Genomic DNA, 14,668 nt, shown 5'->3' with positions numbered 1-14,668 from the left:
GCTACTTTCTTATCGTTTTGAAAGCTCTTCTTGCAATAACTTGTTAACCACACCTGGGTTTGCTTGTCCACGAGTTGCTTTCATAATTTGTCCAACAAGGAAACCAACTGCACGGTCTTTTCCGTTTTTAAAGTCATCAATTGATTGTTGGTTGTTGTCTAAAACTTCGTTAATCATTGGTAATAATTGCGCTGGATCAGATAATTGAACAAGGCCTTTTGCTTCGACAACTTCTTTAGCATCTCCACCGTTTTCAATTAACTCTTTGAACACTTTCTTCGCAATTTTCGAGCTGATTGTGCCATCGTTAATCAAAGTAATCATACCCGCTAGATTTTCTGGTGTTAGTTTAGTATCGGCTAATTCAACTTTTTCACTGTTTAAGTAAGCAGAAACTTCGCCCATTAACCAGTTTGATGCTTGTTTCGCATCTGCACCGTTTGCTAAGGTTGCTTCAAAGAAATCTGACATTTCTTTCGTTAAAGTCAAGACCATTGCGTCGTATTCAGGTAACCCTAATTCACTGATATAACGGGCACGACGTGAGGCTGGCATTTCTGGCAAACTAGCGCGAACTTTTTCAATCCATTCATCATCAATTGAAAAACGAGGAACATCTGGCTCTGGGAAGTAACGGTAGTCACTTGAGCCTTCTTTAACACGCATAAGCAACGTTGTACTAGTTGCTTCATCAAAGCGGCGTGTTTCTTGTTGAATTTCGCCACCAGATAATAGGACTTTGGCTTGGCGTTTTTCTTCATAAGCTAAACCTTTTTTTACAAAGTTCATAGAGTTCAAGTTCTTTAATTCCGCTTTAGTACCAAATTCTTCTTGACCATACGGACGTAAAGAAATATTGGCATCACAACGCATAGAACCTTCTTCCATTTTCACATCAGAAACTTCTGTAAATTGGATAATTGAACGCAACGCTTCTAAATAAGCATAAGCTTCCTCTGGTGAACGCATGTCTGCTTCAGAAACGATTTCAATTAAAGGCGTACCTTGACGATTCAAGTCTACATAAGAATAGCCATCTGTGCCGTGAATATTTTTCCCAGCATCTTCTTCTAAATGCACCCGTTCAATGCGAATTTTTTTCTTTTTGCCTTCGACTTCAATTTCAATCCAACCATCATGTCCGATTGGTTGATCAAATTGAGAAATTTGGTATGCTTTCGGGTTATCTGGGTAAAAATAGTTTTTACGGTCAAAATGTGTTTCTTTTGAAATTTCACAGTTCAAAGCAAGAGCTGCTTTCATCCCAAATTCTAAAGCACCTTTATTCATAACCGGTAAAACACCTGGGTAACTCCAGTCAACCACATTTGTGTTGCTGTTTGGTTCTGCTCCGAAATGCGCTGGCGCAGAGGAGAAAATTTTAGAGTTGGTTTTCAATTCTACGTGGACTTCTAATCCAATGACAGTTTCAAAGTTCATTAATCGTTCCCCCCTAAAATGACTGGTTTTTTCGTATGGAAATCTGTCGCTTGTTCAAAAGCATAGGCTGCTTTATACATTGTATGTTCGTCAAAATGTTTTCCAATAATTTGTAAACCAACTGGCAAGCCTTCTGAGAAGCCTGCTGGAATGGACATGCCTGGTAGTCCTGCTAAGTTGACAGGAATGGTTAAAATATCATTCATATACATTGTGATTGGATCATTGATGTTTTCCCCTAGACCAAAGGCAACTGTTGGTGTGGATGGGCCAATGATTAAGTCATAATCCGCAAAGACATTCTCAAAATCTTGTTTGATTAGTGTACGGACTTGACCAGCCTTTTTAAAGTGCGCATCATAATAACCAGCACTTAAAGAGAAGGTTCCTAACATAATCCGACGTTTAACTTCTGTTCCGAAACCTTCAGAACGTGAATTAACATAGACATCTTCTAGATTTTGGACATTTTCGGAACGGTAACCATAACGAATACCATCAAAGCGTTGTAAGTTTGAACTTGCTTCTGAAGAGGCAATAATATAATAAACTGCTACGCCGTACTTAGAATGTGGCAAACTAACTTCTTCCACCGTTGCGCCTAAAGATTTAAATGTTTCTGCTGCTTTTAATACCGCTTCACGAACATCAGGTTGTACCCCTTCACCTAAGTATTCTTTTGGTAAAGCAATTTTCATGCCTTTGATGTCGCCAGTTAAATCTGCCGTAAAATCAGGAACAGAAACGCCTGCAGAAGTGCCGTCTTTTTCGTCATAACCACTAATTGCATTTAAAGCTAAGGCATTGTCTTTAACATTTCGTGTCAATGGACCAATTTGGTCTAAACTTGAAGCAAAAGCAATCAAGCCAAAACGAGATACACGTCCATAAGTTGGTTTCAAGCCCACAATACCGTTGAATGCGGCTGGTTGGCGGATACTACCACCTGTATCGCTCCCTAAAGAAACTGGGACTTGTCCGGCTGCGACAGCAGAAGCTGAACCACCAGAAGAACCGCCAGGAACTTTGGTTTGATCCCAAGCATTTTTTGTTTTCTTGAAGTAAGACGTTTCCGTACTTCCGCCCATGGCAAATTCATCCATGTTCAATTTTCCGACTGGAATCATATCTGCTTGATAGACTTTATCCATCACGGTCGCATCATAAATTGGGTCAAAATTGTGTAACATTTTTGAGCCAGCTGTTGTTAAAATATCTTTTGTGACAATGTTGTCTTTAATCCCAATTGGAATCCCAGCTAATGGATTACTTTCAGTGATGCCTTTTAAGTCAATCGCTTTGGCTAATGCCATTGCTTTTTCTTCACTAACTGTGATAAAAGAACCTAGTTGTTCTTCTGTATCTTGAATACGATTTAATGTTTCTTCGGTTAAATCAACTGCAGTGATTTCTTTTGAAACCAATAAATCATGTAACTCTGTTAACGATTTGTCGTATAATTTTTCCATTAGGCTCCTGCCTCCCCGTTATCCATAATTGCAGGCACTTTAATGTAACCATTCTCTGATTCCGGAACATTCCGCATTAATTCTTTACGGTCCATTCCTGGTGTCGCTACGTCTTCACGCATGACATTGATTGATTCATTCACATTTGAAGTAAAAGGAACCCCGGTTGTATCTACTTCTTCTAGTAATTCCACCATATCAATAATTTTATCTAGTTGATTGGTAAAGTCCGCTAATTCTTCTTCGGAGAAAGATAATTTTGATAATTTAGCGACATGTTTGACTTGTTCTTCTGTAATTGCCATATATACCCTTCTTTCTATCATTTACTGAAATTTTCATTTTCAGATTAATCAATTGGATTGTATTTCTTTAAACAGCTTAGCACAGCTGTTCACTCTGTTCCTATTCTACCATAAAATGGTCGGATATTTTAGATGAAACCTTGAATTTCATTGATAATTTGTCGCTCGCAAAAATGACGGAAACATGTTATTATGAAAATGAAAAGAGAGATATGCAGGAACATACCTCTCTAGTAGCCACTACTAGTTATAAGAACTAGCGGCTTACTGAGTTATTGGTTTTATTTCAAACGCTTAACCGTTCAGCTCCTCAAAGCTTATGAACGGTTATTTTTGTTGTCTAAGACAAGCGCTAAGATACCGAAGATAATGGTCACAACAAGTGTTGCAAAACCAATCATCAGTCCCAACGCTGCTTCAACGGACAAAAACATTGCTCCTTTCATTAAGATAAGAAGAATTGCGCATAAGCATCAACCTCCTTTCTCAACTCAGAAAGTCCTCGTTCATATAACTTTTATGACTAAAATAAGCATACCATCAAATTACTACATAAAATCTGACAACGTTAATTTTTCTTCTTAAAAATGACTTGCATCTAACGCATCGACCATTTCTTGTTCATTCCAAACGGTCACGCCTAAGCTTTCAGCTTTGGTTAATTTACTGCCAGCATCTTCGCCAGCAACCACAATGTCAGTTTTTTTCGAAACACTCCCTGTAACTTTTCCACCAAGATTTTCAATTTTTTCTTTGGCTTCTTCGCGAGTGTACTGCGTTAATTTTCCTGTTAAAACAACTGTTTTGTCTTTGAAAGGTGACTCCACTTCTGCTAATTGTTCTGTCCGGAGACCTTTATATGTCAAGTTCACTTGGGCTTTTTCCAGTTCAGCCATTAATTCATGAACTTCCTCATTTTCAAAATACGTCACAACGCTGTCTGCGATTGTTTCGCCAATTGAATCCAAAGCCACAATTTCTTCCGCAGTTGCACGACTTAAGGTTGGTAAATCACCAAAATGCTCCGCTAAAATTTTCGCCGCTTTCGCACCCACATGGCGAATCCCTAAGCCAAAAATCAAACGTTCGACAGAGTTTTTTTTACTCCCTTGAATGGCAGTATAAATGTTGTTTGCTGATTTTTCTTTGATTTTATCCAAAGTCATTAATTGTTCTTCTGTTAAGAAATACAGATCCGCTACGTCTTTCACTAATCCTTTGTCATACATTTGTGCTAACACTCGTGGCCCCAAGCCATCAATGTTCATTGCGTTTCGTGAGACAAAGTGATTCAGCCCTTCTTTAATTTGCGCAGGGCATTTTGGATTAATACAACGTAACGCCACTTCCTCATCTAAATGCACCAACTCACTATGACAAATTGGACAATGTGTCGGCATTTCATAAGGCTGACTATCGGCTGCACGTTTTTCAACTAGGACTTGCGCTACTTCTGGGATAATATCGCCGGCTTTGTAAATAATAACATGATCATTTAAACGGATATCTTTCATTTGAATAAAATCTGCATTATGCAAACTTGCCCGACTAACCGTGGTTCCCGCGACTCGTACAGGAGCCATGACTGCAGTAGGAGTGACCACCCCCGTGCGCCCAATTGTCCATTCAATATCTTCCACTACTGTTTCTGCTTCTTCTGGTGGAAATTTGTAGGCAATCGCCCAGCGAGGTGCTTTGACAGTGAAACCTAATTCATCTTGCAACGCAAATTCGTTCACTTTAATCACAATTCCATCGATTTCGTATGGCAAAGTGCTCCGCTTTTCATGGTATTCTTCAATGTAGGCCCAGACTTCATCAATTGACTGACATAATTGCCGTTCGGGATTGGTTCTAAAACCAATTGCAGAAAGCTCTTCTAATGCCTCAAACTGCGTCTTCGCTTTCATTGGCCCAAAGTCAGCAACTGTGTATAAAAACGTATTTAAGTTCCGTTTCGCCACAATTTTTGTATCTAGTTGGCGCAAGCTTCCCGCCGCTGCATTCCGAGGATTGGCAAAAATATCTTGGCCATTTTCTTCACGTTCTTCATTCAATGCGACAAAGGATTGTTTAGGCATGTAGCACTCGCCACGAACTTCCACTGAAATGGGCTCCGTTAAACGCATCGGTACAGAGCGAACCGTTCGTAAGTTCTCTGTAATGTTTTCACCAACCGTTCCATCGCCTCGTGTTGCTCCGCGTACAAACACCCCGTTTTCATAACGTAATGAAATTGCTAACCCATCAATTTTCAACTCGCAACAGTAAGCAACGGGTTTACCAATCGCCTTACGAACACGTTCATCAAAAGCAAAAATGTCTTCCTTGCTAAATCCATCATTTAAACTATACATTGGAATGTCATGCGGAGCTTTTTCAAAACCAGATAAAACTTTGCCACCTACACGTTGTGTCGGCGAATCTGGCGTGATTAAATCAGGAAACTCCGTTTCAATATCTACTAACTCTTTATACAAACGATCGTAAACATAATCTTCTACGGATGGTTGATCTTTGACATAATATTCATGGGAATATTGATTGAGTTGTTTTCTTAATTCTTGCGCACGAGTTGTCGCCGCCGTTAATGTTAATGGTTGTTGTTCCATCGTAGAACTCCTCCTCATAAGTGTAATGCTCTCATCGTCTTTTTAACACATTTACACTAAGATAGAAAATAAAAAGAATTTATCTAATGATGATTTCTCATTAAATCGCTGACCTATTTTGCATGTTAAATTTTTTCAATTGGTGCAAATGCCGCTAACAACCGTTTAATGCCTTTTTCTGGGAAAGCAATGTCCAACTCTAAGTCTTTGGCCGAACCGCCTACACGAACGACTGTACCAACGCCCCATGCTTTATGTTGGACCTTATCACCTGCTTGCCAGGAAACTTTTTCGCCACCACTTGCCACTTTGTTGCTAACTGATTTTGTAGCTGGCTGTGTATAAGCTGGTTTACTTGCGCTGGGCTTGAATACTTTAGGATCAAAGGTGCGCGCTGGAGCTTTCTGTAAATTGGCCGCCGCCCCTTGTTTCATTAAACGCTCCGCCTCAATTTCTTCTAAAAAGCGACTTGGTCGATTATATTGCGTGCGACCATATAATGTTCTCGAATAAGCATTCGTTAAGAACAAGGCTTCTTCCGCTCGTGTGATACCAACATAAGCCAAGCGCCGTTCTTCTTCCAGTTCACTTTCTTCTAGCATGGCACGTGATAATGGGAAAACCCCTTCTTCTAAGCCCATTAAAAAGACCACTGGAAATTCCAGCCCTTTGGCCGCATGCAACGTCATTAAGGTTACCTGCGAAGAGCTCTCTTCTAAATTATCTAAATCAGAAACCAAGGCTAAATCTGTTAAGAAATCCGCCAATTTTGTTTCTTCGCCATTTGGATCGTCGTTGTTTTGCGCTTCAAAACGTTTATCAAATTCTTGTGTCACAGATAAAAATTCGTCCAAGTTTTCTAAGCGAGCTTGAGACTCTAAATTATTTTGCGCCATCAAAGCTTCCCGATAACCACTACGTTGTAAAGTTTCTTTCACCAATTCTGTAATCGTTAAATAGGGCACTGTTTTCGTTAAGTCTTGAATCATCATGCCAAAATTACCAAGCTCTTTACCCGCTTTTCCTGAAATATTTGCCAAATCAACATTTTGGGCAGCTTCCAGCAAAGCCCAACCATGCGTATCCGCAAATAGTCGTAATTTTTCAATTGAACTTTTACCGATTCCTCGTTTTGGTTCATTGACAATTCGTTCAAAACTAATCGAATCATCTGGATTGGCAATCAAACTTAAATAAGCCAAAATATCTTTAATTTCTTTACGGTCGTAGAATTTATGTCCGCCCACCATGGTATACGGAATATTAGATTTCAAGAGCATTTCTTCCACTACACGGGATTGGGCATTGGTCCGATATAATACCGCAAAATCACCATAAATTCGGTCATTTTCCCGCATTTCTTTTTGGATTTGGCTCACAATAAATTGTGTTTCATCCCGTTCTGTGTCCCCGCGATAATAGACAATTTTTTCACCGTCTATATTTTCTGTCCACAGTTCTTTCTCGCGGCGGTTACGGTTATTTTTGATGACATCATTCGCAGCCGCCAAAATGTTTTTGGTGGACCGATAATTTTGTTCTAGCAAAATTACACTGGCATCTGGATAATCTTTTTCAAAATCCAAGATATTTTGCATATCCGCCCCGCGCCAACCATAGATACTTTGGTCGGCATCACCTACGACACACAGATTTTTGAAACGTGCAGCCAATAAATTGACTAAGGTATATTGTGCATGATTGGTATCTTGGTATTCATCCACATGAATATAGTGAAATTTATTTTGGTAGAAAGCCAACGTATCTGGTTGTTCATTGAACAAACGTATCGTATTCATAATCAAATCATCAAAATCCATACATTGGTTTTTGCGTAATTCTTTTTGATAGGCTTCATAGCATTTTGCGACAATTTCTTCATATAAGGAACCTTGCATTTCAGCAACTTTTTCAGGCGTTTGTAATTCATTTTTGGCATTGCTAATCGTACCTAAAATTGAGCGAGGATCATATTTTTTTGAATCAATATTTAAGTCGTTTAAGATGCGTTTCATTAATGTTTTTTGTTCCGATGGGTCAATAATTGTAAAATTACGGTTGTAACCAATCTGATCCACATCACGACGTAAAATTCTTACACACATGGAGTGAAAAGTGGAGACCCATACATCTTCACCACCCGTTTCCAGTAATTTATTTACACGCTCTTTCATTTCTTTAGCAGCTTTATTGGTAAACGTAATCGCCAAAATATTCCATGGATTTACTTCTTTTTCCTCAATTAGATAGGCAATTCGGTGTGTTAAAACCCGCGTTTTTCCACTACCAGCACCAGCCATGACTAACAGTGGTCCTTCTGTATGCAAAACGGCTTCTTCTTGTCGAGGATTCATTCCCTGAACCAAGGCATGTTTTTGTGTCATATTAAACGTCCTCTCTCTTTTTTCAATCTTATACAGTATACCAAAAATCCCTTTGAAGTTCTTTAGAAAAGAACAAAAAATCTTTTTCTTTTTATATGAAATTTTCTTGTAAATCAAGTCAAACCGCAGTACATTAGTAAGTAGTGATGGAGGCTAAAAATGAAATGAATAATGATGTACATGAAATTAAACAATTAGATGGTACCCGAATCGGCTTTATCCTTAAAGGCATCGTCGTCGGAATCCTGGTCGGCTTTGTTGTCAGCTTATTTCGCTTAGGCATTGAAAAAATTGGCGAACAAGTCGTTCATCTGTATCAAACGTTTCACGAAAAACCCTTTTGGATGATTCCTTGGTTCTTATTTTCTCTCGTGCTTGCTTATTTATTAGGACGACTGATTAAGAGCGAACCAGCAATTAAAGGCAGTGGCATTCCCCAAGTGGAAGGACAACTTCAAGGTCAATTAGAAATTCATTGGTTTCCAGTGCTTTGGAAAAAATTTATCGGTGGGATCTTAGCGATTAGTCCTGGGCTATTTTTGGGACGTGAAGGTCCTTCAATTCAACTAGGTGCAGTGGTTGGACAAGGCTATAGTCAATGGCGGCAAAGCACCAAGTCTGAAGAAAAAATTTTAATCAGTAGTGGTGCCAGTGCTGGTTTAGCCGCCGCTTTTAATGCACCAATCGCAGGACTTTTATTTGTTCTAGAAGAGGTTCACCATTCCTTTTCACCTTTAGTTTGGTTAACCTCTTTTTCTGCGGCCATTTCCGCTAACTTTGTTTCTTTGCATTTCTTCGGATTGCAACCAGTTCTTTATATTGGTCCGGTTAAATCTTTGCCTTTAGAGTACTATTGGACATTAGTCCTGCTGGGCGTTTTGCTAGGATTATTAGGTTGGATATATCAAAAAACATTGTTGTCCTTACCAAAAGTATATGGAAAAATCAAAGGCCTTTCTTCTAATTATTATGGTTTTATTCCTTTTATTTTGATTTTACCGATTGGTTATTTCTTTCCACATTTACTTGGCGGTGGGAATCAAATTGTTTTAGCTTTAGGCAATCAACCGGCCACGATTTGGGCTTTAGTCGGCTTATTGGTTTTACGTTTTGTTTTTTCAATGGTTTCTTACGGTTCGAATCTCCCTGGTGGTATTTTCTTGCCTATTCTAACTTTAGGTGCCATTATCGGAACATTGTATGGCAGTCTACTTGTCCAATACGTAGGGATGGATCCAATTTTTGTGAAAAACTTTTTAATTTTTGCCATGGCTGGTTATTTTACTGCGATTGGTAAAGCACCGTTAACAGCAATTATTTTAGTAACAGAAATGGTCGGCAATTTTTCTCATTTAATGTCTTTAGGGGTTGTCGCTTTAGTTAGTTATATTACCATCGATAGTCTTGGCGGCAAGCCAATTTATGAAAGCTTATTAGAACGTTTGGTTCCTTCTAAAGTAAGTAATATTCGTGGCCACAAAACGATTATTGAATTCCCTATCACTGCAGAAAGTTCCTTAGATGATACGATGGTACGTGATTTTGTCTGGCCTAAACAAATGTTGCTCACTTCCATTCGCCGTGGCGAATCGGAAATTTTAACACATGGTGATACTGTTATGCATGTTGGCGATGTGCTCATTATTTTGACCGATGAAAAACTCGCTTACCAAGTCAAAAAAGAGATTTATCAAAAAACTTTACCGAATGATTTAGTGAATTAAAGAAAGCCGCTGAACCTGAGTTCAGCAGCTTTCTTTTTTTCTTATGACTGTTTTTTAATTTTTTTGAATGTTTTTGACCGTTTTAGATTGATTAGCGTTTTCATTTGTGCTATTATATCCATGAAATGAGGGATGAAAATGCTTACGGAAGAACGACATCAAAAAATTTTACAATTGTTAGATCAAAAATCAGTCGTCAAATCGCAAGAACTTGCTAGCTTGTTCAATGCTTCAGAATCCACAATCCGCCGCGATTTACAAGAATTAGAAGACGCCAATTTGTTAGAACGCATTCACGGCGGCGCTAAGCGTATTCTTAATTTAGGCTTTGAACAAAACATGACGGAAAAATCAATCAAAAACACGCACGAAAAGCAAAAGATTGCTTCTTTAGCCGCTAGTTGTGTACAAGATGGCGATATGATCTATTTAGATGCTGGTTCAACCACGTTAGAAATGATCCCTTTTTTAGTTGGGAAACAAATCCATGTAGTGACGAATTCCGTGCATCACGCTGCAAAACTTAGCGATATGGAAATTCCCACTATTATGCTTGGTGGTACTTTGAAGCTCTCCACTAAAGCAATCATTGGTGCCACTAGTATGGAACAGCTACAACATTTTCGTTTTAACAAAGCTTTTTTAGGAACTAACGGCGCACATTTAGAGTTTGGTTTAACGACGCCTGATCCCGAAGAAGCAGCGCTAAAAGCCTTGGCTATTCATCAAGCAGAAACAGCCTATGTTTTACTGGATCATACAAAATTTAATGAAGTAACGTTTACCAAAGTGGAAGAATTAGAGTCAGTTACTTTACTAACTGACTACTGCCCTGCTGAATCGCTTCAAGGATTCCAGCAAAAAACTATTTTAATGGAGGCAAACAAATGATTTACACAGTGACTTTAAACCCTTCTATCGACTTTATCGTTCATGTCGATCATCTACAAATTGGTGATTTAAATCGGATGACGAATGATTTTAAATTACCTGGCGGCAAAGGAATCAACGTTTCACGTATTTTAAAACGTATGGAGACAGAATCCACTGCCTTAGGTTTTTTAGGTGGTTTTACAGGCTCATTCATTGCCGATTGGTTGAAAAAAGAAGAAATCCAAACGAATTTCACTCCCGTGTCTGCTGATACACGAATCAACATTAAATTGAAATCAGATACTGAAACAGAAATTAACGGCTTAGGACCTGCTCTAACAAACGAAGAAATTCAAGAACTAAAACAAGCAGTTAGTCGTGTTCAGGCTGGTGATATTGTTGTTCTTTCAGGAAGTACACCTGCTTCTCTACGCAAAGGATTTTACGAAGAATTAATCCAAATTGTGAAGGAAAAAGGCGCAGAATTTGTTATTGATACGACAGGTGAAGATTTAATGAACGCTTTGTCACAAAAGCCTTTATTGGTCAAGCCAAATAATCATGAGTTGGCAGAATTATATCATACAACCTTTACAAGTGTTGAAGATATTTTACCTTATGGACATCGGTTACTAGAAGAAGGAGCGCAACACGTAATTATCTCAATGGCTGGTGATGGTGCATTACTTTTCACAACAGAAGGTGTTTATCGTTCCAACGTTTTAGAACGTCCACTGAAAAATTCTGTCGGCGCTGGCGACTCAATGATTGCTGGTTTTATTGGCAACTTTTCAAAAACACAAGATCCTTTAGAGGCTTTCAAATGGGGTGTCGCTTGCGGTAGCGCGACCGCATTTTCTGATGATTTAGCCTCAGAAGATTTTATCCAAGAACTTATTCACGAAGTAACAATTGAAAAAATTTCAGAATAAATCCACTAAGGGAGGAAAATAGAGTGAACATTAATGATTTATTAATAAAAGATGTCATGATTATGGATTTACAAGCTACTGATAAAAAAGGCGCGATTGATGAAATGGTCCAAAAATTATACGATGGTGGCCGCATCTCTGACATTGACACTTACAAAGAAGGAATTTTAAAACGCGAAGCACAAACATCGACTGGTTTAGGCGACGGCATCGCTATGCCTCACGCAAAAAATAGTGCCGTAAAAGAACCGACAGTTCTTTTTGCTAAAAGTAAAAAAGGTGTTGATTATGAAGCACTAGATGGACAACCTACTTATCTATTCTTCATGATTGCTGCTCCAGAAGGCGCCAATGATACACATCTCCAAGCGCTTGCGGCCCTTTCTCGATTACTTATCGATCCAGAATTTGTTGGCAAATTGAAAGAAGCGGAAACTCCAGAAGCAGTACAAGCTCTTTTCCAAGCAGCAGAAGATCAAAAAGAAGCGGAAGAAAAAGCAGAACAAGAACAAACAACGCCAGCACCAGAAAGCAATCGTAAATATATTATTGCTGTGACTGCTTGTCCTACAGGAATTGCTCATACTTACATGGCCGAAGATGCGCTGAAGAAAAAAGCAAAAGAAATGGGCGTAGACATTAAAGTAGAAACAAACGGTTCAGAAGGAATTAAAAATCGTTTAACTGCTGAAGATATTGCTCGTGCTGATGGCGTGATTGTCGCAGCCGATAAAAAAGTAGAAATGAATCGTTTTGACGGTAAAAAATTAGTCAACCGTCCCGTTAGTGATGGAATTCGTAAAACCGAAGAACTAATTAACTTAGCCATTAGTGGCGAAGCTCCTACTTTCCATGGCAGTGACTCGGCTGCAAGCGATCAAGAGGATTCAGCGGAAGGTTCAATCGGTTCTCGTATCTATAAAGATTTAATGAATGGTGTTTCTCATATGTTACCTTTCGTTATTGGTGGCGGAATTGCCATTGCTCTTTCCTTTATGATTGATCAATTTATCGGGGTTCCTCAAGATCAATTAGCCAATTTAGGTAATTACAATGACGTAGCTAGCTGGTTTAACCAAATTGGTGGCGCAGCATTTGGCTTTATGTTACCTGTCTTAGCTGGTTTTATTGCTTCTAGTATTGGGGATCGTCCAGGCTTAGTCGCTGGTTTCGCCGCTGGTGCGTTAGCAAACGCCGGAGGAGCTGGATTCCTTGGGGCCCTAATCGGTGGTTTCTTAGCTGGTTATGTAGTGGTTCTTTTACGTAAAGTCTTCAAAGGCTTGCCAAAATCATTAGATGGAATTAAAACCATTTTATTCTATCCAGTTTTTGGTTTGATTATTACAGGCTTATTAATGTTAGTCATTAACATCCCAATGAAAGCAATTAACGATGCGTTAAATCATTTCCTACTTGGCTTAGATGGCACAAATGCTGCTTTACTTGGTGCCTTATTAGCTGGTATGATGGCCATCGACTTAGGTGGACCAGTTAACAAAGCTGCTTATGTTTTCGGTACAGCTACGCTAGCAAGTACTGTTGCAGAAGGTGGCAGCGTGGTCATGGCTTCTGTAATGGCTGGCGGAATGGTTCCTCCATTAGCAATTTTCGTAGCAACTCGTTTATTTAAAAATAAATTTACAAAAGATCAACAAGATGCCGGCTTAACCAATATTGTAATGGGACTTTCTTTTGTCACTGAAGGGGCAATTCCTTTTGCAGCAGCTGACCCATTACGTGTGATTCCAAGTTTCGTGGTAGGTTCTGCCTTTACTGGTGCGTTGGTTGGTGCGTTTGGTATCAAATTATTGGCACCACATGGAGGAATCTTCGTCGTCTTCCTATTAAGTAATCCATTACTATATCTATTGTTCATCTTAATTGGGGCGATTATTTCAGGAATTGTCTACGGACTTTTGAAAAAACCTGTCGAAGTACCTGCTTAAAAAAACAGCAAAAAAGCGATTCAACCATGGTTGAATCGCTTTTTTATTATAGAATTACTAACTATACTATATTCTTTTTTGAGCTAACTTCTTTACTCTTAGATATTCTGCTCGTGAATCTTTGGCCTCTTGTTTCATGGTTGGATAAACTTTTCTTATATCATTAGCAGTAATAAAGAAAAAAATGATTGTAATAATCCTTAATACTAATACAACATACAAAATTAATTCAATTATCACAAAATTTGCCCCTCCAGCTATAATTGCACCAAAGAAAACAAGTAAAAGAAATACAGCTATCGCCTCCGTTACATAGACTAGTACAGGTGCAACATATTTTCTTTTAGGTAATTTTTCTAACTTGCTCACTCCCATGTTCGCAATAACTGTAGTAACAAATAAGACCGAGCCCCACGATTTATTGGTCTCAATTCCTAAAAATCCAAAAATAAAAATGACCATAAGGATTATTGGAATTGCTAAATAAAACCCATACATCTGATACGGTCTACTTCTATCTTTCATTTCTTGTTTTGCTTTTTTCACAGTTTCTTTCATATACAACCTACACTCCACTTCTTTTTTTCGTAAAGTATCTCATTGAAAAATTAAAAGTATATGTAATCAAATAGATTATTTTTAAGATACAATTTTTCATAAGACGCTGCTTTTTTCACTTTCTTAAATACACCAATTTTGTTTTTTTATCACTTCCCCGTTGCGTTGTCTTTGGCAGTTATTTTCCCTAATCTTCCTCCCTTCCAATTTTATAGTATTAAAGAATAATAAGTCATCAAAGTGTTGATCTTTCTAGTTACTTGTTCTTTTGATAAGTATTTAGAACATATCACTGGGGTGCATCCACATAAAAAAATCATTACATAACCATTATATTCTAATTTTACCAAACTATTTTATTAGTTAAAAATGCAAATTCGCATATTCTTAATAATTTAATACAAAAAAACAAGCTCTTTTAAAAG

Annotated in this window: 12 protein-coding genes; 5 read left to right on the top strand and 7 right to left on the bottom strand. The window is 38.4% G+C overall.

Annotated features, from left to right (window positions below; translation table 11 throughout):
- Positions 1-9: 9 nt before the first annotated feature.
- The 4 genes from gatB to IGL42_RS02420 form a co-directional block, all read right to left on the bottom strand.
- Positions 10-1,440, bottom strand: a complete 1,431-nt coding sequence (gatB, locus tag IGL42_RS02435; RefSeq protein ID WP_002358703.1) for an Asp-tRNA(Asn)/Glu-tRNA(Gln) amidotransferase subunit GatB — start codon at positions 1,438-1,440, stop codon at positions 10-12.
- Complete coding sequence (gatA, locus tag IGL42_RS02430) at positions 1,440-2,909, bottom strand: Asp-tRNA(Asn)/Glu-tRNA(Gln) amidotransferase subunit GatA (RefSeq protein ID WP_002368026.1); 1,470 nt, start codon at positions 2,907-2,909, stop codon at positions 1,440-1,442. Before gatA ends, gatB begins: the two co-directional genes overlap by 1 nt.
- A complete protein-coding gene (gene gatC / locus IGL42_RS02425; protein WP_002355569.1) occupies positions 2,909-3,214 on the bottom strand; it encodes an Asp-tRNA(Asn)/Glu-tRNA(Gln) amidotransferase subunit GatC in 306 nt (101 codons plus the stop codon). Before gatC ends, gatA begins: the two co-directional genes overlap by 1 nt.
- A gap of 317 nt (positions 3,215-3,531) precedes the next feature.
- Entirely contained in the window at positions 3,532-3,624 is a 93-nt protein-coding gene (locus tag IGL42_RS02420) for a putative holin-like toxin (protein ID WP_306291989.1), read from the bottom strand.
- Between IGL42_RS02420 and IGL42_RS02415 the strand changes: the two genes are divergently transcribed.
- Positions 3,584-3,799: a hypothetical protein gene (locus IGL42_RS02415; RefSeq protein WP_002399765.1), complete on the top strand. Its 216-nt coding sequence runs from the start codon at positions 3,584-3,586 to the stop codon at positions 3,797-3,799. The two genes, IGL42_RS02420 and IGL42_RS02415, sit on opposite strands and share 41 nt — an antisense overlap.
- Here the strand turns inward: IGL42_RS02415 and ligA are convergent.
- Both ligA and pcrA read right to left on the bottom strand, forming a co-directional pair.
- On the bottom strand, positions 3,796-5,826 hold the full coding sequence (ligA, locus tag IGL42_RS02410) for an NAD-dependent DNA ligase LigA (RefSeq protein WP_010710796.1): 2,031 nt from the start codon (positions 5,824-5,826) through the stop codon (positions 3,796-3,798). The genes IGL42_RS02415 and ligA overlap by 4 nt on opposite strands.
- A 125-nt stretch (positions 5,827-5,951) precedes the next feature.
- Positions 5,952-8,210 (bottom strand): DNA helicase PcrA, encoded by a 2,259-nt coding sequence (gene pcrA / locus IGL42_RS02405; RefSeq protein ID WP_002363179.1) that lies wholly within the window; start codon positions 8,208-8,210, stop codon positions 5,952-5,954.
- Positions 8,211-8,374: 164 nt separating this feature from the next.
- On the opposite strand from pcrA, the gene IGL42_RS02400 reads away from it, so the two are divergent.
- The 4 genes from IGL42_RS02400 to IGL42_RS02385 all read left to right on the top strand — a co-directional run bounded on the left by IGL42_RS02400 (position 8,375) and on the right by IGL42_RS02385 (position 13,685).
- Positions 8,375-9,934: a ClC family H(+)/Cl(-) exchange transporter gene (locus tag IGL42_RS02400; protein WP_002366177.1), complete on the top strand. Its 1,560-nt coding sequence runs from the start codon at positions 8,375-8,377 to the stop codon at positions 9,932-9,934.
- Positions 9,935-10,072: 138 nt separating this feature from the next.
- The gene (locus IGL42_RS02395) at positions 10,073-10,825 is read left to right on the top strand and encodes a DeoR/GlpR family DNA-binding transcription regulator (protein WP_002381250.1); all 753 of its coding nucleotides are present in this window, start codon (positions 10,073-10,075) and stop codon (positions 10,823-10,825) included.
- Positions 10,822-11,739, top strand: a complete 918-nt coding sequence (pfkB, locus tag IGL42_RS02390; protein WP_002355559.1) for a 1-phosphofructokinase — start codon at positions 10,822-10,824, stop codon at positions 11,737-11,739. The genes IGL42_RS02395 and pfkB overlap by 4 nt, the downstream gene beginning before the upstream one ends.
- Positions 11,740-11,762: 23 nt before the next feature.
- The gene (locus tag IGL42_RS02385; RefSeq protein WP_002366176.1) at positions 11,763-13,685 is read left to right on the top strand and encodes a PTS fructose transporter subunit IIABC; all 1,923 of its coding nucleotides are present in this window, start codon (positions 11,763-11,765) and stop codon (positions 13,683-13,685) included.
- A gap of 66 nt (positions 13,686-13,751) precedes the next feature.
- On the opposite strand, the gene IGL42_RS02380 is transcribed toward IGL42_RS02385, so the two are convergent.
- Positions 13,752-14,243 (bottom strand): hypothetical protein, encoded by a 492-nt coding sequence (locus IGL42_RS02380; RefSeq protein ID WP_002394638.1) that lies wholly within the window; start codon positions 14,241-14,243, stop codon positions 13,752-13,754.
- Between the last annotated feature and the right edge of the window lie 425 nt (positions 14,244-14,668).

Source organism: Enterococcus sp. DIV0712, from assembly GCF_050554855.1.
Taxonomy (GTDB): domain Bacteria; phylum Bacillota; class Bacilli; order Lactobacillales; family Enterococcaceae; genus Enterococcus; species Enterococcus faecalis.
The sequence above is the reverse complement of the archived record's forward strand: the minus strand, read 5'-3'. Positions and strand labels throughout refer to the sequence as shown.

What these genes read in the sequence shown, in the direction of transcription:
- gatB (WP_002358703.1), bottom strand. Translation starts at nt 1,440, where the DNA reads ATGAACTTTGAAACTGTCATTGGATTAGAAGTCCACGTAGAATTGAAA.
- pfkB (WP_002355559.1), top strand. Translation starts at nt 10,822, where the DNA reads ATGATTTACACAGTGACTTTAAACCCTTCTATCGACTTTATCGTTCAT.
- gatA (WP_002368026.1), bottom strand. Translation starts at nt 2,909, where the DNA reads ATGGAAAAATTATACGACAAATCGTTAACAGAGTTACATGATTTATTG.
- IGL42_RS02400 (WP_002366177.1), top strand. Translation starts at nt 8,375, where the DNA reads ATGAATAATGATGTACATGAAATTAAACAATTAGATGGTACCCGAATC.
- gatC (WP_002355569.1), bottom strand. Translation starts at nt 3,214, where the DNA reads ATGGCAATTACAGAAGAACAAGTCAAACATGTCGCTAAATTATCAAAA.
- pcrA (WP_002363179.1), bottom strand. Translation starts at nt 8,210, where the DNA reads ATGACACAAAAACATGCCTTGGTTCAGGGAATGAATCCTCGACAAGAA.
- IGL42_RS02380 (WP_002394638.1), bottom strand. Translation starts at nt 14,243, where the DNA reads ATGAAAGAAACTGTGAAAAAAGCAAAACAAGAAATGAAAGATAGAAGT.
- IGL42_RS02395 (WP_002381250.1), top strand. Translation starts at nt 10,073, where the DNA reads ATGCTTACGGAAGAACGACATCAAAAAATTTTACAATTGTTAGATCAA.
- IGL42_RS02415 (WP_002399765.1), top strand. Translation starts at nt 3,584, where the DNA reads ATGGTCACAACAAGTGTTGCAAAACCAATCATCAGTCCCAACGCTGCT.
- ligA (WP_010710796.1), bottom strand. Translation starts at nt 5,826, where the DNA reads ATGGAACAACAACCATTAACATTAACGGCGGCGACAACTCGTGCGCAA.